The following is a 24,500-nucleotide window of genomic DNA, read 5'->3' on the forward strand; positions in this document are numbered from 1 at the left end:
TGACCGTACCCGCGAGGCAGGCCAGCGGATAACGGCACAGTGATCAACTACAGCCTCCGACATCGAACAGCGCTTACGCACAGGCCAGTCCAGCCAGACGCGCCCAGCGTGACGGATGCGTCTGAGGCGAGCCTACGACTGGCGCTTGAGGACCGCCCCAGCCGCTCACCCCAACGGGTGACACCAGACCGTTCCACCACCATTTCGATGGACACATACGCTAATCCACCTTCGCGGCGTGACGCTGCGAGGACCTCGCCAGCCGGGGCGAGCGGCTTCGTCATCGTCGATGGGGCTTTGATCCCACCGATGGTGTCGCCCCGGGCGAGCCTTTTCAGTGTTGCTTCGCACAGGCACGCCAGTACCACCAGGGCACGCTGCGACGGCGGCAGCTTGCACCGGCGGTCATTCTGCCGGGTGAACGATCAGTATCGTGGCCCATTCCACGAGCGCACACGACAGGCCGTGTGCTGCCAGGATGGACGACCAATGGAACGCCCAGGATGGAGAGTTGAGACTTGGCGCGTCTCTCTCAAAAAGCTAGAACTCTGCCCGTTACCTGCCATCAGCCATCGCCCGATCGGTGGCCGCGCTGAAAATGCCTACTGGCCCATGACATGTGCCGACCAGACTGACCTCATGCCCGAAGGAGCGCCTGTCCTGACCGCCAATCACGCCCCGCTGCCGAACTTGCTGGCCCGTGCCCGGCAAGGCATCTTCACCTCCCGCAAGGTTCCCGCCAGCACCTCCGTCCAGGCACGGCAGGTGCGGGATCACATCTACCTCGGCAGCACCTCCGCGATGGCAGCGGCCTACGACGTCGCCCGGGAACCGTATCGCGCTGGATCAGCGGGACTCGTCGTCCCACGGCGCACACCGACCGGCTGCTCTGTGAGGCCATCGAGGTCCAGACAACTCCCCGCGGAAGAGAACGCCGCGCCCGGCAATTTGAAAGGGAAGGCCCTGTCTCCAGAGTCTCCGTATGTGTAAGCCGGGCTCGTTCCTTCGCAATCCGGGGGTCCGCTGCCATCCGCTGCCGGGACATCTATCTCCGGCTGACGTGTGAACAGGCCGCCGCTCTGGCTCGCGCCACCACAGACGACGCAGTCCGTCGAACCATCGGCGAAGCACTGGCAGCCTATTTCAACGGTGGCGCACGCTACGGAGGCTTCGGAAGCGATGACTTCTCCTTCGAGTCGGTCGACTTCCATCTTGGCTAACCAGGGACGCCAGCCGCGTCCTACACGGAACCTGCATCATCCTCGTGACGCGGCTCCCATCCACAAGCGGGCTGGGGCACGGTTGCTTCCATGAACCGATCAGAAGCCCACGAGGCTGCTCCCACCTGCGAGTTGCACAACCACCTCCCGCAACTCGAGCAAGAAAACTGCAGCCGGCCGATGCCGCGTACCTCTCAACAGCAGATGAGCTTTCTGATCACGCGGTACCAGGGCAACACCGCAGCTCTCGCCGCAAGCCTCAGCGTCAGCCGCCGCACAGTGATGCGGCACGCCAATGGCAGGCTCCTGCCGCCTCGCCGGGCCTTGCGGGAGCAGCTGCGCGAGATGGTGCTCGATGCACTGTGTCCCTTCCGAGTCCAGGAGGCCGCCGTGCGCGAGGCGCGGTGGAAGGCTCGTCGTCGCCGGCGGGGTGCCCAAGAGGGTCTGTAGACCCGTTCATCGGTCGGCTGGTGTTGCAGGATTGCTGACCGGAACGGAAACTCTGGCGGGCCAAAGCGACAGCGTGCACAGGGCTTCGCCAGCGCTGATCTGCAGCCCAGGCGGGCCAAGCGAAGATCCGCAACCACCCTCTGGCCGGCGGCCCGGCAAGCACGGCCCCAGCCATTCTCTGGCGGCAGGACCTGCAGTACAGGCGTGGGGAGCCGTGGCGGCTGTCCGTTCAGGTCCGGCCTCCCGGTTGCGCCCGGCACCGTTGATTCACGAAGTGCGGTTCGACCAGGCGGTGTGGCAGCAGTCGCACTCCGTTAATCCAGCCATCCGCAGCATCACCGCGCCTTCTACGGCATCCAGGTGCTCCGCAAGGACGTGTCCCATCGTGTGGTGTAGCCATCTGGGCCAAACGACCCACTTAACGATGAACCGACTGGGTGCTCCGGGAGTGCCACGGCTGGCACTCGCCCAGGCGGAGGGCGAGTACCACAGCGATAGCAACGCCGTGAACCCTGCAATCGCTACACCACGCCGCGGAACGCGACCTGCCCGTGAAACCGGTGGAGTCGGGGATGTGCCCACTCTTCAATCCGGCGTAGGAGCATGGCTCTCGTGGTTCAAGGGCGCAGTCGCACCGGGTACCGGAGGTTAGGAATGTGCTCGGCTGAGTCCAAGACCAGTTTGGCGCGGTGTTCAAAGCTGTTGCGTGCGGTCACCACGTGTTGAACGGAAACACTGGTCGATGCTGCCCGAGCGTCCTCCGACAGCGCAGAGACAACTCCACGAACAGCGACTTCGGTAGCGGCAGCGGCTCCCACCAACTCCTCGGGGCCTTCGAGGCTGACGGCCGTTTTAGCACGACGAACTGACTCATACTTGGACGCCAGTGTGTCCAGGGACGCAGCCAATCTGCTGTCGTCTCCAGCGGTTGCAGCAAGCTTGACGGGTATGAATGCGCCCTCGAACTCCATGACACTGTTCAGGAAGGCAACGTACGCTTCCCGGCGGGCTTGATGCCGTACTTGGGCATGTTGGCCCCGCGAGCCGAGTCGCCCCGTGATCCGAGCGGCAAGAAGTGCTCCGACCGCGCCAATTACTGCCCCGAGCAGTCCTGCGATAGCCCCCGAATCCATAGGAGGCATTGTGCCAGGAAAGTTGCGTGAGGTGCTCACGGGCACTGTGTGGCAGATGATCGGGTGAGCAGGAGTTCGCGTCGCAGCCTCCTCACATGACGAGGTGCCCACTCTGACTGCACATGGAGGTGGCGGAAGGCGTGTCCTCTGCCTGGAGTGCCGGAAGCGTGCAACGATCGCGTCCCGCAGCGTGGTTCGGTGGGACACGACCCTGCGGAGAACTCGCAGGTGGTCGCAGACTGCACCTCGGCTGCGACCACAAGAGCGCGCGTTGCGATGTGCGGCTGTTGACGCGGATGGACAAGACCAGCGAGCGGCGCGGCCGGGCTGGACGACGAACTGCTGGAGCAGTACGCGGCTGGGGCTGCCCCGGGTGGCCACCGAACTCAACCAGCGAAGGCGACCGTACGGCTGCTTCTTGCTCGCCTTGACACCGCAAGGTCGGCCCCCCTTCTACCCGGGCACGCCGACCGCGAGCGCGGGTCGCGTTCGAGCGCGGCTGTTGGCCGGCGAGCGGTATGCGACCGGGCCCGGGGCCTACGCGAAAGCCTCAGTCCGGTCGGGTGGGCATGCCGACCCAGGCGCCGCCGGGTCTCGTGGGATCAGTTCCTTCTCCAGCGCAGGAAGAACTGCTCCCCCGGCCCGGCTCCCATACCGATTGGCCGACCGGTCAGGACATAGCCGACATAAGCACTCTCTCCCGGCTCCAGGACGGTGAACCCCTGTCGCTCGTAGAACGGCTCATGGTGTGGCGGCGTCTCGTGAGAGGGCGGGTACACGCTGAGGAGTGCGTGCGGGAGGGACAACCAGCTTTGCGTGGGCCGGAAGGCCAGGGAGGGAGTTCGGTGGCTTTTCCACCGGCGTACGGGAGGACCGGCGCGCAGTTCGGTCCTCCCGTACGCTGGTCTTCCTGTGCGGCGCGGGCAAGCCGCAGCTGTGGGACGGTCAGAGCATCAGTACCCGAGTCGTAATGCGGTGCGCTGGTACGCCGCCTGCCGGACGATGTACGCGAACTGATCACGTCGATACGCTGACGTGGTGGATCAGGATGTGACGACCGCCCAGGGGGACGAAGCTCGGATAACCAGCCGGGAGCAGGACGCGGTGCGGGTACTGCTGCTCTTGGACGGCGCGTGCGAGCCGGTGAGCAACGCGGACCTGGAGGATCCGCGCCTGGCGACCGCGGTGGGCGTGCTTCGCGCACAGCTGCGGCTGCAAAAGCTGGACTTCTGGCTGCGGAACCCGGACTACCTCGCGGATGAACTGCTCAACGACTACGAGGCCAGCGGCGAGACGGTATTGCTCGACCATGCGGCACAGATCTTGGAGTCCGAGGAGCCGGAGGTCCGACGATATCCGATGCTGCGTCATCACTTCGGCGCCTACGAGCCCTTGGACGACGCGCTGGCGGTACTGCGCAGCGCAGGGCTGGTGGTGGTTCGGCGCCGCGGCACGGTGAACCGGATCCGCCAGCATGACTACTTCCTGCTGGATCAGGGACGCGTGGTAGCGCGGGACGTCGTCGGACAGGCTCCGGAGTTCGTGTACTACGTGGATCGGGTCCGGCTGGTGCTGGACCTGGCGGATGGGTTGGGGGGAAGCGGGTTGAAGGCGAGGCAGTACCTGCAGCGCGAGTACGCACAGACCGAGCGCCGGACGCGGATCGGCTCGGTCAGTGCCAAGGCCCGGGCGCGGCTGGCCGAGTTCCGTTCCGCTGTCGCGGCGGGGGTGGTGTGATGGCCGAGCAGGAGTCGATTGAGACGCGGATCGCGGCGTTGGCAGCGACCTCGGTGAAAGATGTCCAGGACGTGTTCGCCGCCTATGGGCTGCCGCTGGTGAGCACGCCGGCGCGCCGGCGGTCACTGCGGCTGAGCCGGTTACGGGTGGCAGGGGTGCGCACCGGCGCTGTCGCACCGGGTCGGTTCGACAGCACGATCCGGTTCGATGAGGGTGTGACCGCGTTGGTGGCGTCCAACCTGCGGGGCAAGACCAGCGTATTGGAGTTGGTGACGTGGTGCCTGCGCGGGACGCCGCGGGAGCTGCAGAGCGGCGTGCGGATGTGGCTAGAGCAGGTGGATCTGGACGCGGTGGTCGCCGGTCAGCCGATGGGGTTCCGCCTGGACGTCGAGTCCGGTGACATCGCCTCGGCCGTCGTGCTGGCGGGCCCTGAGCTGGACACGCTGGCGAGCACGCGCGTCCCGCTGCCTGAGCAGGGCATCACGGCGCTGTTGCGCGCCTCGCACGCCTCCAGCTTCACCGAGCAGGTTCAGGCACTAATGATGGACCGCCTCGATCTGCAGCCGCTGGTCAACAGCGTCAAGGGCACGTCCACCCAGACCCACGGGTGGCCTGCATACTACGGGGCGATCTACCTGCCGGCGGGCGGGGACAAAGTGCTGCTCGGGGATCAGTCGATCGCCGGTTTGCCGGGCCGACTCCTGCAGGTGTTCCTGGACCTGCCCGCCACCGCAGCCCTGGCCCGGGTCAAGACTGCCAAGGACCTGCGCACTACTCAGGAGAAGCAGCAGCGCGCCGCCGCCGAGGCCTTTACCAGAGCGGTGGCCGAGCAGCGTACGCAGGTCCAGGCGAAGCTGGAAGCCGCGCAGGAGCGGTTGAAGACGGTCACGGCCGCCGCACAGCCAGGGGCTTCGCTGTCGGAACTAGCCGGGCGCTGCAAGCGGTTGGCCACAGCTGTCGCTGACGAGCAAGGCCAGTGGCAGGAGTTGATGGCCGCATACCGACAGGCCCGTGGAGAACGGCAGCGTGACGAAAAGCTGTTCAACGATGTGTCCGAGAGCGCGGTAGCCCGGCGGCTCTTCCACGGCCTCAACCCCACCGCCTGCCCGCGGTGCGACCAGGACATCGAGGAGGAGCGGCGACTGCGGGAGCGCCACACTCACGCCTGCGCAGTGTGCGATCGCCCTGTGGAGACCGGCGAGGAGGACACTCCGGAGGACATCATCGCCGAGGCCGCGGAGCGGCTGGAGGCCAGCAGCGAGGCGGAGAAGGCCGCCAAGGACGCATTGGAAGCCGTGGAGGCGGGCTTGCACGACCTCACCACGCAACTGGACGCTGCAACCGAACAGTTACAGGCGGCCGAGTCTGCGACCCTGTTGCCTGCCGTGGTTGAAGCGCGCGAGGAGGTACTGCGCTGGGAGGGCGCGCTGAGCGTCATGCCGGAAGCAGAACCGGTACCTTCCTCCGCTACGGAAAGTCGAGAGGTTCGGGTGCTCCGAGTCGGGGCCAAGATCCTGGAGGACGACAGCCGATCCAGCGGTGACGCGCTCTTCGACGCCCTGAACCGCGAGATCGCCGGGCTGGGGCGCCAGTTCGGCATCGTCTCGCTGGAGCGCGTAGAGATCGACCGCGCCGGACGCTTGAAAATCGTCAAGGACGGCATGGCTGAGGACTGGTTCAGCAAGCAGAGCGCTGGGGAACGGCTGCGTTTGCGGATCGCCGTCGTCATCGCACTGCTGCGTGTCGGGGCCGAGCAGGGCGTGTCCACCCACCCAGGACTGCTGCTGATCGATAGTCCCAAGGCGGAGGAGGTCCAGGATCTCGACGCGCACACCCTCCTTCGGGAACTGACCGTTGTTGCCCAAGAGAACAAGCTGCAGATCGTGCTGACCACCGCAGACCCAGAGCTGGTGGAAGAAGTACTGCCGAAGCGGAGCGTCGTGCAGACCAAGGCAGGCGAACCGTTGTGGTGACCGCTGCCCCGCTGGGTGGGGAAGGAGAGGAGTTGTGACCGAAACCTTGATGGACCGTCTGGGCTCGCTGGCCGCCCAGGGCACGCCGATCACCTTCCCCTCCCTCGCCCTGTCTTGCGAGGCCGTCGCGGACCAGACCAGGGTGGCTGCCGCCGGACCGATGGCACCGCTGCTCGCGGAGGCGATCGTGGATGCCTTCGAACGCTGCGACACCCAGTGGACCACCGCAGCAGCAGCGTTCCCTCAAGGCCTCGCCGGTCAAGGCAGCTTCTTGCACCTGACCGGCGTGCTGCAGACACTCCTCGGCAGCCCGACCGCGGCTGGCGCTTGGGCGAAGCAGTTGAACAGCGCGCTGCTGAACGACCTTGCTGCAGTGGTGCACACAACCCCGCTGGTGGCGGCCGCCCGTCTGGAGGGCGCCGTGCGGCTGGCCGCTGCGCAAGCAGTCTCCCCCTACCGGGTGTGGGAAGCACTGGACGAACTTCCCCTGGACGGCCCGGACGACTTCCTCGAACGCATGCCGAGACTGCTCGGTGTCGTCCTGGACTGCTGGTCGGGTGAGGAGACCGTCGCTGCGACGATCCGCGATCTGCTGCAGCAACTGTCTCAGGAAGAAGCAGCCGACGCTGATGCCTGGTTCGAACTGGGCTGCGACCGTCTGCGCAGCGCCTTGTCCAGCAGTGATCTCAACCAGGTCACCTGTCATCTCGCCCAGGCCCGACGCCTGTTCGCGACCACCGCAGCCGCGGTGGAAGCCCGCCAGGACGCTGATGCCTACACCGCGGTATGTGACGCGCTGCTCGGGTTCGCCGCCGGCAACACCGCCCAAGTCGACGACGCGACCGACGCCCTGGAACGGGCACTCGAGCAGCAGTCGGCGTGGCTGCACGGCACCCACCAGCCGCCGTGGCTGCAACCACGTCGTGCCGCTGAGGCCGCATGGAGCCACCTGCTACTCCAACTACGCGCCGCAAGCGCCCTGTTGGATGAGCCGGTGTGGATGGACTGCTGGCAGGCGCTGGACTGCGTGCTCGGTGTCTACCGGACCGCCCGCACCGTGCGGCCTGTCGGCCAAGGCGACAAGGACCTGACTGGCCTAGCCTCGCTGATCGAACCGGCCATAGAAGACGGCTTCCTACGCCAGAACAGCTTCCTCGCCGCGCTGCGGCACGCGGCTACCCACCCTGAGCAGCAACCCGCACGAGGGCTGGACTCGGCGACGGCGGCCGCGGTACTCGCGCGTATCGACGCCCGCACCGCCACGACGTCCTCCGGCGCAAGCAGTTCCTCTGAGAGCGGTGAGGAGAGCGAGGACCCTGGAGGGGCCACGACGCGTCTGCTCCGCCTCGCCCCATTCCTCACCTTGGCCCTGGGGCCGCAGAAAGCCGCCGACATCGCCGTTCACCTGGATGACTCCGCACTCGCGGAGGTCGAGGCTCTCGCCTACACCCAAGACGCAGCACGGCTGCAGGCCACCGACCCGGTCATCGTCCCCCTCCTGGACGAGATCCTGGCGCAGTTGTCCACACACCCCCACTTCACCGGTCAGGTGCGACACACCTTCACCGCGCTGGTTGACCAGACCCTGCGGTTCCTCAAGAGCCGCATCGACCTCACTCGCACCAACCTGCTCGGCCCCGGCGCCAAGGGCCCAGACGGGAAGACGGTTCCGCCCTACGACTACCGGCGCAAGCGCGGGCCAGGGCAACGCGAACCCCTGGAAAGCGACCTGCAGCGGGACTTCCACCACTGGCTCCAGTCAGGCCAGCTGCACAGCATTGTCCAGGTCGAGACCGTCGACGTCGGCATGGGCCGCGCCGACGTCATGGTCCACTTCGGCTCCCTGCGCTACCTGACCGAGATCAAGAAGGACGCCACCGACAACACCCCCTCCTATCTGGAGGGCCACTACCTGAAGCAAGCCGCGGAATACACCAACACCAACGCCCCGTTCGGACAGCTCCTCGTACTCGACCTCACCGGCAAGACCACCGGAACCCTGCGCCTGAACGAGCTGACCTGGACCACCGCCCACCGCCCTACCGGCGCCACCATCGACCGCGCCATCGTCGTCGGCCTCGTCACTGGCAACCGCGTCACTCCGGCCGACTACTCCCGCTGACCCCAAGCACCCCGTACAGCCTCTCTGCCGTTCATGAGCTTCCGCCGGTGGCCCGCGGGCCCAGGCACAGCCGCGCGCGCCCTTCGATGAGCCGCCTACCGACGAGTGATCTCCATCCCCGCGTCCCCTCTCATCGAGAGGAACCGGCGGCGAGTGTGACGCCAAGCCGTGCGCGCATGCCGACGGGGACCCCCGTGGGGCGGGTGCGCACCACAGCAGACCGTCCGCGGCTGGGGCCCACACACGGTGTGTCGGCCCCAGTCTGACGCGTGGTGCCATGCGGGTCAGCGACGATAGCCGTCGGCCACGCTCAGGTAGTGCGCGTGTTGGGCAGGCGTCAGACGCTGCCCCGACCAACCGTGGCAGAAGGCGCAGGCGGGGCCGTTCCACTCCCAGAAGCTGCCAAGTTCGATGAGTTGGGCCAGTGCCATCCGTTCCGTGCGCGGGGTAAGGGGGCGGGAATGCTGGCAGTCTCCGCCCACAGCATGGGAGCGGCCCTGGTAGCGGCCGTTGAGATTGGAGCCGTACACCCACACGTCGGCCAGCGGCCCCAGCCTGGCGGGGTCCTGACGGAAGGGGTGCAGATTGAAGCAGCGGCCGGGGAAGGTGAGCGCGGCGGCCCAGGCATCGCGCAGGCCGAAGTGGGCGCCCTCGACCTCCGCGGCAAGATCGCGAAGGTCGGTGTCGCTGGTGGACTGCTCAGCCGCCTGCAGGGCGATCGCGCGATCACTGCGGCTCCAGCCGGATGTCGCGCAGTCCTGCTGAAGGTCGGACAGACTCGTAGCGGCCGCCAGCCCGTCACCGCCCTCCGCTACCGCCACCATCGGCCCTGAAGCAGGCTGGTGGTGGGCGTCGGCCAGCGCAGGGGACGGGGCCGGGAGGGGCGCGGCTGGGGCCAGCTGGGGCTTGGTAGTGGGCGTGGCGGACCGGCCGCTGAGGTGGGCCTGGTAGGCGGCGGCGAGCTCTTCGAGGTCGTTTCTGCGCTGCCGGTGCAGGTCGACGGGTTCTTGCAGGCTGGTGTCCAGCAGCTGCACGCCACGCTGGAAGGCGTGAAAGCCGATCGACTCCCATAGGACCGCGATCTTCTCTTTCGCCGCGGCGCGGTAGGCGGCGGTCACCTCTTCCCTGTTATCGGGCCATTCGGCCATGCCGGGTTCGGCAGCCACCGCGCAGCATCCGCCAGACAGCCGGCGGATGGCTTCTGCCGCGAACACCGGGCCCAGGCCGAATCCGCGCCAGGGCTTGGCCAAGAACACCCGGTCCAGGATGAGCAGATCCCCCACTGGGCACTCGATGGCCTCCTCGAAGGCTGCCGAGTACTCGCCGTTGTCGAGGACGGCAGCGGCGATGCTCTCCAGGTCACCCGACTCGGCGTCCGCGACCATCCAGCGGTCCACCCCGGTATAGTCGCGCAGCCGCCACAGCCCCACATAGCCCACCTCACTGCCGTCCTTGACGAGCCGGTCACAGGCTTCCGTGCAACCGCCTTCGCATTCCTCCTCCTCATCATGGAAGGCACGAATGGAGACATGCCAGTGCTCGAGCGTGTCCTCGTCCTCGTAGGGGACGGCAGGGTGTCCATGGGTGTAGATCAACCGCAAGTGGGCCGGGTCACTGGGGAGTTCAGATGCCGGACGGCGCACAGTACTCATGACCGTGAAGGCTAACTGCTGCCACTGACAACCCGGTCCGCAGCGAGATGCTCGCATACTCGAGGCTGCGCGTTCCGCCCGCCAAGCGCCGGACCGCATGTCGTTCATCAACCGGAGGGCTGACGGTCAAGCACGGGCGACTGCCGCTTGTCCTTGCTCCCGGCCTATCGCCTTCAGTACACGCCGTAATCCGACCTGGTGACTGCGGCCGCCCAAAGCAGGGTCAGGCTCCAGCCTGACCAACGGCTCGTTGACTGGGTGGGAAACACGCCGGCCAACGCGCTATTCGTCGATCCGCTGAAGCTCGACGGCCCGGCTGTCGCCGGCCGCGGAGAGACCATCGACGATGCGGCGCCAGTGGCTCAGCGTGGGGGCAGAGGGTGTTGCTGTCTCGCGTATCTCAGTCAGCCAGTGGGTGACGAACCAGCAGCGGTTGGCGAAGGCGTCGTAGCGGCCATTGATGATGCGTTCGAGCCATGTGAGCCCTGTAGTGCACTGCCAGGTATAGGGAGCGGTGCGGGCATACTGAGCCAGTGCGTCGGCTGCTTTGGGCTCACCGTCGGCAACGGCGATCCACCGTTCGGCCAGCCCGCTCAGGGCGTTGGGAGTGAGCCAGTCGCGGCGGGCACGCTCGAGGGTGTCGTCAGGGTTCGTGTCGGCGGGGCGGAGCTGTGGTGCCGGCAGGAGAGCGCCCAGGGCATAGTCGGCCCAGTGGCCGTTCGCGTACAGGTCAGCGCCTGCGTCCAGGGCGTCGAGCGTGACTTTCAGTGCATGCGGCCACACGATTGGTAGCACGGCGCGCAGCTGCGGATCGTAGGTGAACAGCAGGGCGAAGTCCTGCAGCAGGTGGTGCAGGGCGTTGGCATTGGTGGCGAAGGTCTGCAGATGCGCGGTGAGCGGTTCCGTTTCGCCTTGAGCGGTGAGGTCGATGAGGACGCGAGCCACGAGTTCGCGCGGGGTTTGGTCATATCCGCTGTAGCCCTGGGCCATCCAGTGGTCGACGCCGATGCGGTGTGCCTCCAGCAAGACGGGCAGCAGTGCGGCTGCCCGGGACGTCAGGCAGGCGGTGCTGCGCGCCGCGGCGGCGCAGGCGATGGGCATGGCGAGCCGGTTTACCAGCAGTTCGTCGACGGGGACGGCTCGCAGGGTGTCGGTGTAGGGGGGTGATAGGAACTGCGGCTGGCGGCGCTGGGCTTGTTGGTTCCACGGGCCGAGGCGGCAGTCGCCGAGTCCCGCTTGGACTGCGGCCCACAAGGGCTCGTGCCGGCCGCAGCCGGTGTCGTCGGTGTCTGGGCAGGGGACGTTCCAGACGGGAGCGCAGCCGGCGACGAGGGCGGTGCGGACCTCGTCGAACAGGCTGGTGGCCAGCACGGTGAGGGCCTCCTGGATGCGGGCCGTGTCGAGGCCGAATTGGTCAAACGGTGCAAGCAACAGGGAGGGGACGGCTTTGGTGGCCGCGCGGTCGGCTGCCATCGGGTACGTCGTCCCTTCGTCGCTCATGACGTCGAGGCGCGGGGTAATGGCAGCGGCCAGGACGGTGTCGGCTGCCCAGCGAAGGGCGTCATCCGGGACGGCAAGGTGTGCGCGGGCGTGACTGACGATGGCGGCGGCTGCGACGGCTGCTAGGGGGTCTTGGGGGTGCAGGGGCCCGCTGGCGGGCGGATTAGCGGCGAACTGCCGGGCGAGCGCGATATCGGCCAGGAGGGTGTCTGCCGGCCATCCGTCGGGGTGGCGGTCGTGGTCGGTGTAGGTCAGCTCCAGGCGTAGTGCTTCGTTTCCTGCCTGGAAGTCGGCTGCCGAGGGGGCGAGTGCTTCGGCCACCGGGACAGGCGGCTCGTACTGCACCACGACCGAGCCGTTCGGGGCGCGGCGGGCGGGGTAGTTCTCAGGCCGGAAGACTGACGCCCATCCCTGGACGACGATGAGCTGGTCGCCGTCATCGTCCGCGACCGCCGCCTGTGCGTGGGCGAGGAGTTGGTCTGCGATGGCGGCGAGTGCGTCGAGGCGTGCCTGGTCGCCCGCGAGCATGGCGCGGAGGGTCATCTCCGCGGCGACATCCCGCGGGCTGAGGCGGCGCCGGTCTCGGCCGACCACGTCGTCGGGGTCGGCCCCTTGTACGTGGAGGTGGCCTTCCGCGGTGACGCGGGTGAACTCCAGCGCCCACACGTCCGGGGAGGCAAGCCACGGGTCGAGCAGGTCCGAGGCAGCGTCACGGTGGCGGATGAGCAGGCCGACGACGAGCCCCGGCATGGCCAGGTTGTTGCAGGCCCGCAGCAGTAGTTGCACGACTGCCTTGGAAGGAATATCCAGTTGGTTGAGGAGGTGGTCAGCGAACCGTTCCACGGCGAGGAGCGCGCTCATGCACGGGTATGGGCCAACGGTGGAGCCGCGGTACCAGCCCCATACATGTTCGTCTCCGACGTAGTGCCGCGTGCCGATGCCGGAGATGTCGAAGTCGATGCCGTCCGGGGCGGCACCAGGGCCTCTGGGGGCGGCGCCGAGAGGCCGGTACCGCGCGGGTTGCACGCGAATGGCTGCGGCGTGGTCGAGCATCCGGTTGATCATGTCGAGGGTGTCGGCGGGCAGCTTGTTCAGCAGCTGGAAGAACGGGCCGTAGTACCAGGCGGCAAACGGAGGGCCGAAGCCGAACCCGTGCCGGAGGTCGCGGATGCCGTTGTCGCGCAGGCCACCGGGCATGTCGTCCGGGTCGGGGTGTTCGATGTAGTACGCCTCAGTGAGGTCGAGGAGCAGCCGCGGGTGGGTTTCGGCCAGGCTGATGACAGCTCCAGGCGACTCGATGACCGACTGCAGCCGGTAGGGGTCGTTGGTTGCCGTGTCCCGCAGCCACTGTTCGGTGGGGTTGTCGGTGTCGGGGCCGAGCGTGGCCAGTGCTTCGACCGCGAACTCGTCGTAGCGCGGCGGCTCTGCGGCAAGGATGCGATCACGTACCTCCTGGCGCAGCGGATCGGGCCCGTGGTGGTCGCGGGCCATGCCGCGCAGCCACGCCAGGACGAGTTTGCGGATGGTCTCGCCCATGCCGCGCTGGGTGTAGCGGTTGTGCTGTCCGAGGTCGCGGTCGCTGCAGTAGGTGACCGCGACAACCGGTGCGAGTGCGAAGGGATCTCCGAAGGTTCCCGTGACGTAGCGAAGGTGCGCTAGGCGCAAAAGGGTCTGCAGGCCGCGGTAGTCGTCGGCGGCGAGTTCGTCCCACACGTGCTCGATGACCGTCTGCGCGTCGCCAAGGGTCAGCAGCGCTTCGATGGGGACTTCGGCCCACCGCTCCCCCTCAGCCTGGCTGAGCTGGTCGAACTCATGGCGCAGCGCACGCCAGGCGGCTGCCCGATCTCCGACGAGGAGTTTGGCCTGGCAGGCGAGCCGGACAGCGCGGACGGTCCATCGTGGTGCTCCGGCGGTGTACAGAGGCTGCCAGCCGGCCGTGAGGAACAGTCGGCACAGCGCAAAGTCGCGGATCAGGTCGGTGGCGAATTCGTCGCCTGCGGCCAGTGCGGGGTTGGCCGGTGCCCGCAGGATTCCGTCGGAGCGCAGTTGCGCCCACACTCCACCGCCCGGCGCCGTGCCCTCGGGTGTGCCGAGTACGCGGCGGGCCGCCGCCAGGACGGCCTGTTCGCGGTCGTCCGGCGAGGCGCTGTCAGCCGGGTGTTCCTCATTGTTGCGGACGAGTCCGTTCCAGACCGCGGCAAACACGTCAGCCTCGGACAGCAGGTCACTCGCCTCGGTCACGGTGCCGGCTCGTAGCAGGACGTCCACCAGGCCGGGACGGCCCACCAGCCACTCGGCTCGCGTGTCAGCGCTGAGCCGGATGAGGGACCGAAAGGTTTCAACGAGCCGGTGGCGCTCGGCCTGGGTGAGCCGGGCCACGACATTTTCGGCCGGTACACCGGTGCAGCCTGCCAGTGAAGTGGCGGTCTGCAGCACCTCCTGGACCCGCTTCGCCCCATCGGTGCGGCTGACGGCAACCACGCCGAGCCCGGCCTGGAAGGCGGCCGCAGTAAGCTCACGCAGCAGGTCACGGCGGCCTTCGAGAACGGCCTCCGCGCCGTCGACGACAAGCAGCCGTACCGGGCGGGTCTCCCCTGCCGCCAGCACATCCGCCATCGGCCGTCCCAAGAGGTGCTCGACCTGCGTCCCCGAGGAGGGCAGGTCGCGCAGGCTGAGCGAGGCCACCGCCACGCCCTCGTCGGCGAGCTGTTCGGCGGTGCGGAGGGTGAGCGCGGACTTGCCGACATCGGGTTCCCCTGTCACCACCAGGGCAGTCCCGGTTCGGCCTGCGTGCGTCATGGCACCGGCGAGACGCGTTCGTTCCTCGGCACGCTCCAGCTCAAGGCGCACGTCACCGGCGCACAGGTCGGCCCGGATCCCCTCGCGCAGACGGCGGGCCAGTCCGTCCAGCAGCGACCATGCTTGCTCGTAAGACGCCGACCGGTTCAACGGATATCCGCTCAGCGCGCGGCGCACCAGCGCCTGATCAACGCACGCGGCGGACGAAGCCCAGCCGCCGGTCAGCTCGGCAAGAGCCGCGAACACCTTGTCCGCGGTCTCGGTGGCGCCGTCCGCTACCGCCCGCCGCAGTGCCGAGACCGTTGTGGTGCGGTCGGTCTCATCCACACCTTCCAGCCGTAGCTGCCGCACCCGCAAAGCAGACAGCCAACGCCACGTCAGCTCCCTGGTGCCGACCTGCGAAAGCGCGGCCTCACCATTGGCGGCCGCGGCCACCAGGGCATCGAGATGCGTCAACCGTCGCCGCACACTGCCGTTGGTTGCCGCCGGCCGCGCAACGGCTGCACGGAACTCCTGCGAGGAGGAAACGGCCTGCGCGATCCGTGCCAACGCGTCCGTCTCGCGCACGGCAGTACTCGCCACGCCGACCGCCAGCGCGACCCTCCAACGCCCGGCCGCAGCCTCCTCCCAGTGCTCGGTCACGATCCGAAGGAAGGACCGCACCAACGGCACCGACGCCGCATCACTCGTGGTAAGTGCAGGATCCCTGCGCACTCCGATCGAGACCCGACGCCCCCGGCCATCGGCCGTGCGGCCCTCCACGACTACATCGTCAATCGGGCTGACGTCACTTGCCTGCAACCGCACGAGGCGGGGAACGATGTCATCACCGAGCTCACTAACCGGATCCTCGGTCAGGACGGCAGCAAGCAGCATCGCCGCGTAGCGGTGCTCCAGCCGGACACCGCCACCACCGGTTGAGTAAGGAGAGGCAGAGCCGATCGTCACCTGCCCATTTTACGATCGGTGGACAGGCGAGGGGCCGCTTCCAACTGCTCTACACGATATGAGGGCCGCATGTTGGCGGCCATGAGGCACCCCCCGGGTGCGGATGGGTTGTTGTCGTATCAGTTGCAGCCGGGGCGAGCCCATGACCCATGACGCTCCGTTGCACGCGTTGCTGTCGGGTGGTGCGGTTGCTCCGCCCGGCATCCCCCGAATACCGGCTCAACAGCAAAGGCCGCCTCCGACTCACCGGGGCTACGCACCAAGTACATACCTGGCCGACCAGATCACACCTACACCGCCTACCACGCAGCCCTCCGTCGGATTGTCCCCAAGTACGGGCCGTTGCACGGCTCTGCAGAAGGAGGTTCGGTGAAGCTGACACCGGCTGATCCGGCTTCATGTCACTGCAGGATTCGGATCACTGACATCATGATCAGCTAGCTAACCAGCAACCGATCAGTGCATAAACGGCTTCTGATCAGTGACATACGAAGCCGGATATCTCAGTGAGCGCTTCCCCGAACCTCACATCGTATCGGCCTTTGGTGAAGGTGCTTGAAGGTCTTCGGGCTCATGATGAAGAGGCCGTGGAATTGCTAGCGATTCCGCAGGAGCCGCAGAAGGACGTGGCGCAGCCGTCCGTGAGTATCGGCTCTGCGCCCGAGGAAGGTGAGGATGAGTCTCGTCTGTTGCTCCGTTTCGCGGTTCCGCGTGACCCGGTGATGGTCGCGGACTGGGTCAGCTTCAATGTGATCGACACGGAGAAGCAGGACTGGGCGAGGGGCTGGGCGGCGCTGAAGAAGTTCACGGAGCGTGAGCAGCATGCCAGAGTCCCATATGGTCATAAAGAGGGCGCATACCCTCTTGGGTCATGGGTGGCGGAACAGCGACGGGCCTACGGCGCGGGGCAGATGAGCGGCCTGCGCGCGGCGCGGCTGGAGAAGCTGGGCATGGTCTGGTCCCTGGCCGATGAGCGGTTCCAGGAGAACCTGGAGGCCGCGAAGGCGTACTACGACCAGTACTGGACTCTCTGTGCTCCGAGGTCCGCAGTGGCCCTGTCCAGACCGGTAGGACAGTGGTTGAGCAATTTGCGCCGCGCGGGTGCGCTGGACAGCCACTCCGAGTGGGCGACAGCGCTCAAGGAGGTCGACGAGGACTGGAACCCGCCGTGGCCGGCCGACTGGCAGCGGCACTACGCCGCACTGCGCGAGCTGGTGGCCGAGGAAGAGGGCCAGGCGGAAGTCCTGCCTGGCGTCACGGTCCACGGCATGGACATCGGCAAGTGGCTGGCCCGGCAGCGGACACCGAAGGTCTGGCAGGCCCTGACCGACGGACAGCGCGAGCGCCTGGAGCAGCTCGGCATCACACCGCTCGCCCCGGCGCCGGAGGAGCCCACAAGGGCTTCCAGGGCGTTCGAGCGGGGCGTGGCGGCCCTCGCTCAGTACAGAGCCCGCACAGGCTCTGTGAAGGTCCCCAGGACCCATGTGGAGCTGCTGGAGGACGGGGCCGAGGTCCGGCTTGGAGTGTGGATCATGAACCAGAAGAGCCGCCGCGCGAAGCTCACCACCGACAAGCTCTCTGCACTCGCCGCACTGGGGCTGGAATGGGCACAGTAGGGTTAAAGAGTGGGGTAAGTTTGCGGTTAAGCGGGAATCGGTTCCTGACGTGAAGGTGCAGGGAATGGCATCCGAAGAAGAACTGTTCGCGTCCGTCGACGCTCTGTTGAACGAGGAGCCGCATCTGCCGCCTCCGGCGGAGCGTGCCCGGCTGCGTGAGGCCGCCGGCATCACCCAGGCCCGCCTGGCCACCGCGTTGAAGACCACGACCCAGTCAGTGAAGAACTGGGAGAACGGCCGCAGCGAGCCGAAGTCGCCGCGCCTGGAGGCCTACCAGCGGCTGCTGAAGGGGTGGTCGGCGAAGTACCCCGTTCCCGGCGCAGTCCCGGCAGCCTCGGTTGCCGGGACTGCGCCCACGGTATCTGGTGAACCGGCCGCACCTGCGGTTGAGAGGTCAGATGCACCGCAGGCTCCCGCCGTTGCAGCCGTGGCGCCGGCGCGGCCCGACACCCCCCGGCCCGCTGCGGCGTCGCGGCGTCCGGCCCCGAAGAAGGCGGTACAGCCCGCAGCCGATCCGCGCTTCCCGCACGGGCCGCTCGCGGTCCTGGACGGTGACGGCTGCGCGTACGGCGTGGACGGGATCGTGCTCGACTGCCCCGCGACCACGGTGGTGGAGCTGGTGGAGTGGACGCTGGGTGAGTCCGGCCTCGGTGCGCCGAAGCTGAACCGCTACGGCAAGGACTCCGACCCGCTGATCGTGCTCACTGCCGCGGCCGCCGTGAAGCTCGGGCTGCCGGAGCGCCTGGAAGGCCACGAACAGCGCCGCTCTCTGCGACTGCCGGAGGACCATCCGGTGGTCAAGCAAGTGGTGAAAGCCAAGTGGCGTCTCACCCAGCGCGGGTTCGGCCCCTGGGCAAGGATCTACCGCAAGGCCCAGGGCCGCGAACGGCAGTGCGTGCAGCTGGCGCTCCTGTCCTGGGACGCGCTCGACCCCCGGTCGTGGCCCGGCGTTACGGAGATGGAGCCGCCCGACATCGCCCGCGTCCTCGGGGTGTACGCCACCCGGGTCATCACCCCGCGCGGGTCGACGGCCGTGTCCGGACTGGAGCTGATGACGGCGCTGCGCCCTCGCACCCGCGCGGTGCGCGACGAAGCGACCGGGAACTGGGTGCCCGGCCACAACCCCGGCAGCCTCGGGACGGAGCCGATGGACCCCGCGCCGCCGGAGGCAACCGCTGAGCACCCCGTGGTCGTGGAATCCGGCTGGAGCGGCGGGTTCCTCAACGAGGAGGCGTACCAGTGGGTGCGCGATGTCAGCCTGCTGACGGATGAGGAGTGCACGCTGCCGTACGCAGTCGGCCTGGACCTCAACACCGCCTTCCTCGCCGCCGCGGCCCGCCTGGTCGTCGGCCTGTCCGCCCCCGACCACTTCCACGCCCCGGCCTTCAACCCGAAGATCCCCGGGAGCTGGCTGGTCGACCTGAGCCACATCGAGCTGGACCCGCGCCTGCCCTCACCGTTCACGCCGGACGGCACCCGCCCGACGGGCCCGGCCTGGTACCAGACACACACCGTCGCCTACGCCCAGGAACTCGGCTACAACGTCCAGCCCATGGAGGCGTACCTGCGCCGCGAGACCGGCGCGTACCTGGACCCGTGGCACGACCGCCTCAAGACCGCCTACGTCGACACCCTCGCCGACCTCGGCGTCACCAAGGAGCTCACGGACGCGGAGTTCCTCGCAGCGATGGAGCGGCACAAAGAGGTCGACCCGGTCATGGCGGCGGTGCTGGCCGCGATCAAGGCCACCGTCAAGGGCGGCATCGGCAAACTCCGCGAACGCCCCCAGGGCAAGAAATACAAGGAGGGCGAACGCTGGCCCGCCCTCCAGCGCCCCACCTGGCGTCCGGACATCCGTGCCGCCGTCATCGCCAAGGCCCGGGTCAACATGCACCGCAAGATGCGCAACATGGCCACGATGACGGGCCTGTACCCGCTCGCCGTGCTGTCCGACTGCGTCGTCTACCCCTCACCGGGGGAGAGCCCGCTGGACTTCCTCCCTTACGCGACGTCCGGCAAGCCGCAGCCGGGCGGCTTCCGCCTCGGGCTCACCCCGGGCCTGGCCAAACTCGAGGGCGTCCAGTCCATGCTGTGGGCGGTCGACCTCATGGAACAGGGCCTCAACCCCGCCCGCCACATCAAGGGCGGCGACGCCGTCCTCGACGAAGGCGAGTAGGCGCTGTGGGAGAGATCGACGACGCCATCGAACGCGCCGACCAGGAAGCCTTCACCCGCCAGCCGCCCAAGACCCTCCAGGCCCGCATCAACTTCCTGATGAAGCAGCTCAAGACGACCAAAGCCGTCGCGGCGGAGATCGGGGTCAGCCAGCGGTCGGTGGAGCGATACCGCAAGGGCGAGCGCAAGCACCCGCCGAAGGACATCGCCGCGAGGATCGACGATGCCGTGCGGCGGCGCTGGCAGCCCCAGGTCCGCAAACGCCGGCGCAAGCAGGCCGCCACGACCGGGATCACGGTCGAGACCCGCGCCCGGTTCGGCTACACCGCGCCGATCGGCACGACAGACGACGGACGCTTCCGCCGGCTCACCGTCCACCTCCCCGCGCACTACGCGCAACGCCTGTTCGACGCCCGCGACGCCGGAGCCAGCGACCAGCAGATGCGCCAGATCATCGCCGAAGGCTTCAAGGACATCTACTTCCAGGACGGCGGAAACCGCGCCATGGGACTCTCCGACGTCACCCTCAACGACATCGACTACCTCGACCTCGACTACTGACCTGGCCCCGGCTCGCAGGCCCAGCACCTGCTCGGGTGAGCCGAAGCACGATAGCTGTCACACGCGACGGGATGGGTGGGGAAGCGGTTGCTGGCCTCGGGTGCCTTTCGGGTGGCTCCCCTACAGGGTGAGATGACGCTGTCGTTCCTGGGGCGGATCGCGGACAGGTACGGGCTGACGGTGCGGAGTCTGCTGTCGTCGGTCACCGAAGTGGCCGGCCAGCAGAGCGTCGTCGGGGCTCTGCAGGGCGACAGCGAGGTGTTCTTGAACGCCGCGGCCCGGGACCGGGTCGCGGCGCTGTGCCGTGTGCCGCAGGTGGACATACGCCGTGCGCTGCCGGCCTGGACGCGGGAGGAGCCGCTGGGCCCCTCGACGGAGAGGCCGGCGGCGTGGCTCCACAACGGGGTGGAGACGGTTGCTGCCTGGGGTCCGGCGTGCCCGGGCTGTGTGGCTGCGCGGACCGGTCGCGTTGCACCAGCCCGCGTGTACCTGGCGGCGCACCAGCGAGTCTGCCCTCGCCACCGGTGCTGGCTGATGAGCGTGCCCGGCAGCGGGGGCCGTGTTGTGGGGCTGGCCGGGTGCCCGGAGGTGGTCCAGGCGCAGGCCGATCACCGCAGGCTGCTGCGCCGCTCCCCCGTCGCTGCTTCGGCGTTCGAGGTTGCTGAGGCGGTCACCGCCTCGTGGTGGGCGCAGAAGTGGCCCGAGGAGCGCCTGTGGGCGATGCGGCTGGAGGCGGCCATGCCCGCGGGCGAGGATCCGCTGCGGTGGCGGATCCTGGCGCGGGATCTGGTCACCTACCCCGAGACCGTCGCCCTCGCCACGCTTCTGGCCAGCCGGGCCTGGCGGCTCCGTGTCGCTGCTGACGGTGGTGGTCACCTCCCTTACCGGGTGGCTGATGTGCCCTGCGTGCCCAGCGAGCTGGGTCATCGCTTGCGGCGTCCGTGGCTCACCGAGCGTCTGGCCGCCTGCACCCACGGACCGCTGTTTGCCTGGACGTACCTGTGCATCCGTACCAAGGGCGGCAGTGGAGACGCCGAGCAGCGGTTGTGGCAGGTCCCCTTGGCGCTCCGGCCCCGGCCTCTCGCCGACGTTCTCGCGGGCTACCAGCGTCGGCAGACTGCAGGCACAGAGGGTCTGCCGGCTCAGAAGCGGCTGCGGGGCCACAGCGTGCACGCCGACGGGGCCTTCGCCGCCGGCCTGGCCCACGCGCGCACCTACGCCGCCCGGCACGGCCACCTCGCCACCCGCCGCGGCACGCGAGTCGGGCCCTTCTCCTTGGGGAAATGGGTGCACAACCAGCAGGCCCACGCCTTGGCCCTGCCCGAAGAAGCCGTATCTCAACCGATCTTGGAACGTGTGGATCGAACGGAGTTCCTGGTCGGGTGATCTTCCGGCGGTACGCGCATGAAGGCAGGGCCTCCTGGTAGCTCGGGGGTGCGACCCCATTCCGAGCGGTTCCCGGAGGCCCTGTTGTCGTTGTTGTACGCGCCCGGTCCTGTTGGCTTCAACTCGGCTGCTCCATCGTGTGATTGCCTCGCGCACGTGTACGGCAACGCGGCCGATCATCCGGACCGGGTTCGCCGGTATCCGTCGGACATGACGGACGCGGAGTGGGCGGCCATCCGGCCGTTGCTGCCGGTGCCGGCCTGGCTTCAGGGGCGGGGCGGACGGCCCGAGGGCTACTGTCACCGGCAGCTGCTGGACGCGAGGTCTGGACGAACGCCTTCAGGGCGCAGCCGCCCGGCCGGTCGTGGTGCCCGAGACGATCGTCGTCGACCGGGGCAAGATCTACCTGTCCACGGCGTTCAGCGCCGCCTGCGAGAGTCTCGGCATCAGCGTCCAGCCCACCCCGCCCCACGCCCCCGCCGCCAAAGGCATCGTCGAGCGCACCTTCGGCACCATCAACGCCCTGCTGTGCCAGCACCTGCCCGGCTACACCGGCTCCGACGTCACCCGCCGCGGACCCGACGCCGAAACCGAGGCCTGCTTCAGCGTCGCCCAGCTGCAGGACCTGCTCGACGAATGGCTGATCCACTACCACCACCGCCCCCACGAAGGCCTGCGCCACCCCACCCTGCCCAAGAAGGCCCTCACCCCGAACCAGATGTGGGCCGCCCTCATCGCCGTCGCCGGCCACGTGCCCCTCCCCCTCAGCGGCAGCGACTACCTCGAACTGCTACCAGTGCGCTGGCAGGCCATCACCGAACGCGGCATCCGCATCGACCACCGCACCTACGACGCGGACGTCCTCGCCCCCTACCGCGGCCAGCCCTCCCCCGTCACCGCGCGCGGCGGCAAATGGGAAGTCCACACCAACCCCCACGACGCCCGCCAGGTCTGGATCCGCCTGCCCGACGGACACCTGTCAGAGATCCCGTGGATCCACCGCGACCACATCCACGAGCCGTTCAACAGCGCCACCTGGCAGCACATCAAAACCATCACCACCCGCCACGGCGACCGCGACACCCACGAAGCCGACCTCGCCGACGCCCTCGACCAGCTCATGCGCCGCGCCCAGACCAGCACCGCCACCGCAGGCGAGCAACGCCTGATCACCCGCACCGCACCGCTGAAAACGCCCCCGCCGACGGCCGATCACCGCACGCCCCACACCCCGGGCCCTCAGGCCGACGGATGGGACGACGACAGTCTCGACGACCTCGACGACCTGCCTGACGACCCAGAGCAGGCTGACGGCGAGGAGGAAACCGTCGACAACGGCGACGCGCCCGTCCCGTACACCGGACTCGGCCTCTACGACCCCGCTCAGGAAGCCCTCAACTGGTGACCAGCCCCGCACGCAACCACCACGCCACCACCGACACCGAGCCCCTGCTGCCCGGCACGCACGCGGCAGAGCCGGAGTGGCCGATCACCACCTGGCAGGGCTGGCAGCACTTCGCCACCACCCCACCCCTCACCCCGCCCCAGCCCGGCGACGCACCCCGAAGCACGGAAGAACGCCTCGCCTACCACTCCGCGTTCGTCACCGTCCGCACCCCCGCCATCAACACCCTCGCCACCCAGGTCCGCACCCTCATGCTCCTCGGCCGCCACCAGCAGAACACCGCCCGGCCCTCACTGATCTTCACCGGCCCCGCCGCAGCCGGAAAGACCACCGCCCTCCTCGAAGTCGGACGCACCTGCCACCTCGCCCACACCCGCAAACACCCCGCCCCGCCCGGACGCGCCCACGAGCAGGTGCCGGTCGCGTACCTGCTGGTGCCGCCCGGCGCTACCGCGAAAACCCTCGCCATCGAATTCGCCCGCTACCTCGGCATCCCCGTCACCAACCGCATGACCCAGGCCCAGATCACCAGCGCCGTCTGCCACACCTACACCCAAGCCGGCGTCCGCCTGGTCCTCATCGACGAGATCCACCGCCTCAACCCGCGCACCACCACCGGCGCCGAAGCCGCCGACCTGCTGAAAGACCTCACCGAACGCATCAAAGCGACCTTCGTCTACAGCGGCATCGAAGTCGCCGCCACACCCCTGTTCAGCGGCATACGCGGCGCCCAACTCGCCGGCCGCGCCAGCCTCATCACCTGCGGCCCTCTCCCCGCCCGCCACGGCATCCGCCGGCCCTTCACCGACCTCATCACCGACATGGAAACCGCCCTCGACCTGGCCCAGCACACACCCGGCTCACTCCCCCCGCCACGCCACCTACCTCCACCAGCGCACTGCCGGCCGCATCGGAAGCCTCGCCCGCCTCATCCGCCAGGCAGCCATCACCGCCATCTGCGACGGCACCGAACGCATCACCAAAAAATCTCTCGAAGCCATCCGGCTCGACCACCTCGCCGAAGAAGCAAGCCGCCCCCGAACCCGCCAACCGGCCAGAACGGCATGATGCGGACGTGAAGAAGAGTGCTGATACGCCCAATGACGAGGACTTCGCAGCCCTCTACGACCGGGCCTGGTACACCCTGATCCCCGCCCGCGCCGACTACCTGGCCGACGTCTCACCCCACTACGACGAGGTCCTCCACGACGTCGCGCAGCGCACCGAGCACACCGGCAGCCTCGGCAAGACGGACATCGCAGCCCTCGTCGTCTGGAAACGGCTCTCCGCACAAACCCGCTGGGTGACAGAACTGATGTCTCTGCCCGACACCCACGTACGAGCCGTCACCGAGCGAGCCGTCACCGCCGTCCGCGACACCAGCCTCACCCGCAGTGAAGCCGCCCGCACCGGGCGCGGCATCATCGCCGAACTGCCCGGCTTCCGCACCGGCGACGCCCTCGCCTCAGCCGTCCTGACCGCGGCAGCACCACAGCGGATGGCCGTCTACGACCGCCGCGTCCAATACGCCCTCGACACCCTCGGCCTCCCTCTCACCCCCACACCGGGACGCTACGGCCGCTACCTCCAGCTCCTCGACGACCTCCTCCACCACGGCGGAGCACACGCCGACGGCTGGACCGCACGCGACATCGACACCGCCCTGTACTGGACCGGCAGACCCAACCCGGCACCAAGCTGCTGACCAGCACAACTCACACCGATCCTTTAGTACTGCAACCGCATGTGGTGTGACTGTGTGGGGTGGGGCTCGTTGGTGTGACTGTGTGAGAAGTCGCTGACGGTTGAGCAGATCGAGTCGT

General features: G+C 68.3%; 10 protein-coding genes and 5 pseudogenes. 12 read left to right on the plus strand and 3 right to left on the minus strand.

Going from position 1 to position 24,500, the window contains the following annotated elements; translation table 11 throughout:
* Nucleotides 1-305: 305 nt before the first annotated feature.
* Nucleotides 306-490 (minus strand): annotated as a pseudogene (locus tag AB0G35_RS34180) (IS5/IS1182 family transposase); the annotation flags it as partial.
* An 820-nt stretch (nt 491-1,310) separates the two neighbouring features.
* Here AB0G35_RS34180 and AB0G35_RS34185 point away from each other — a divergent pair.
* From AB0G35_RS34185 to AB0G35_RS34200, 4 genes are all read left to right on the plus strand, one after another.
* Nucleotides 1,311-1,670, plus strand: coding sequence for a hypothetical protein (locus AB0G35_RS34185; RefSeq protein WP_360957746.1), 360 nt, complete (start codon nt 1,311-1,313; stop codon nt 1,668-1,670).
* Nucleotides 1,671-3,841: 2,171 nt separating this feature from the next.
* Entirely contained in the window at nt 3,842-4,540 is a 699-nt protein-coding gene (locus tag AB0G35_RS34190; RefSeq protein WP_360957749.1) for a hypothetical protein, read from the plus strand.
* On the plus strand, nt 4,540-6,513 hold the full coding sequence (locus AB0G35_RS34195; protein WP_360957752.1) for a hypothetical protein: 1,974 nt from the start codon (nt 4,540-4,542) through the stop codon (nt 6,511-6,513). Before AB0G35_RS34190 ends, AB0G35_RS34195 begins: the two co-directional genes overlap by 1 nt.
* Nucleotides 6,514-6,547: 34 nt before the next feature.
* Nucleotides 6,548-8,635 carry a hypothetical protein gene (locus tag AB0G35_RS34200; protein WP_360957755.1) on the plus strand — a complete coding sequence of 696 codons (2,088 nt, stop codon included), beginning with the start codon at nt 6,548-6,550 and terminating at the stop codon, nt 8,633-8,635.
* Between the two features lie 284 nt (nt 8,636-8,919).
* Here AB0G35_RS34200 and AB0G35_RS34205 read toward each other — a convergent pair whose 3' ends face one another.
* Nucleotides 8,920-10,287, minus strand: a complete 1,368-nt coding sequence (locus tag AB0G35_RS34205; RefSeq protein WP_360957758.1) for a hypothetical protein — start codon at nt 10,285-10,287, stop codon at nt 8,920-8,922.
* Between the two features lie 282 nt (nt 10,288-10,569).
* Complete coding sequence (locus AB0G35_RS34210) at nt 10,570-15,534, minus strand: hypothetical protein (protein WP_360957761.1); 4,965 nt, start codon at nt 15,532-15,534, stop codon at nt 10,570-10,572.
* Nucleotides 15,535-16,064: 530 nt separating this feature from the next.
* Between AB0G35_RS34210 and AB0G35_RS34215 the strand changes: the two are divergent.
* The 8 genes and pseudogenes from AB0G35_RS34215 to AB0G35_RS34250 form a co-directional block, all read left to right on the plus strand.
* Nucleotides 16,065-17,150: pseudogene (locus AB0G35_RS34215) on the plus strand (helicase associated domain-containing protein); the annotation flags it as partial.
* Nucleotides 17,151-17,214: 64 nt separating this feature from the next.
* Nucleotides 17,215-19,326, plus strand: coding sequence for a helix-turn-helix domain-containing protein (locus AB0G35_RS34220; RefSeq protein ID WP_360957764.1), 2,112 nt, complete (start codon nt 17,215-17,217; stop codon nt 19,324-19,326).
* A 5-nt stretch (nt 19,327-19,331) separates the two neighbouring features.
* On the plus strand, nt 19,332-19,886 hold the full coding sequence (locus AB0G35_RS34225) for an XRE family transcriptional regulator (RefSeq protein ID WP_360957767.1): 555 nt from the start codon (nt 19,332-19,334) through the stop codon (nt 19,884-19,886).
* A 111-nt stretch (nt 19,887-19,997) separates the two neighbouring features.
* The gene (locus tag AB0G35_RS34230; protein WP_360957772.1) at nt 19,998-21,272 is read left to right on the plus strand and encodes a TniQ family protein; all 1,275 of its coding nucleotides are present in this window, start codon (nt 19,998-20,000) and stop codon (nt 21,270-21,272) included.
* Nucleotides 21,273-21,320: 48 nt separating this feature from the next.
* Nucleotides 21,321-21,593, plus strand: a pseudogene (locus AB0G35_RS34235) (transposase); the annotation flags it as partial.
* A gap of 4 nt (nt 21,594-21,597) precedes the next feature.
* Nucleotides 21,598-22,677: pseudogene (locus AB0G35_RS34240) on the plus strand (Mu transposase C-terminal domain-containing protein); the annotation flags it as partial.
* Between the two features lie 83 nt (nt 22,678-22,760).
* A pseudogene (locus tag AB0G35_RS34245) lies at nt 22,761-23,745 on the plus strand (TniB family NTP-binding protein).
* 7 nt (nt 23,746-23,752) lie between these two features.
* Nucleotides 23,753-24,382, plus strand: a complete 630-nt coding sequence (locus AB0G35_RS34250) for a hypothetical protein (protein WP_360957769.1) — start codon at nt 23,753-23,755, stop codon at nt 24,380-24,382.
* Nucleotides 24,383-24,500 lie beyond the last annotated feature (118 nt).

Origin of the sequence: Streptomyces sp. NPDC021749 (assembly GCF_040640655.1) — a bacterium.
In the GTDB taxonomy this organism is placed as follows: domain Bacteria; phylum Actinomycetota; class Actinomycetes; order Streptomycetales; family Streptomycetaceae; genus Streptomyces.

Coding starts and splice junctions, on each gene's coding strand:
- AB0G35_RS34185 (WP_360957746.1), top strand. CDS start 1,311: ATGAACCGATCAGAAGCCCACGAGGCTGCTCCCACCTGCGAGTTGCAC.
- AB0G35_RS34195 (WP_360957752.1), top strand. CDS start 4,540: ATGGCCGAGCAGGAGTCGATTGAGACGCGGATCGCGGCGTTGGCAGCG.
- AB0G35_RS34220 (WP_360957764.1), top strand. CDS start 17,215: ATGGCATCCGAAGAAGAACTGTTCGCGTCCGTCGACGCTCTGTTGAAC.
- AB0G35_RS34205 (WP_360957758.1), bottom strand. CDS start 10,287: ATGAGTACTGTGCGCCGTCCGGCATCTGAACTCCCCAGTGACCCGGCC.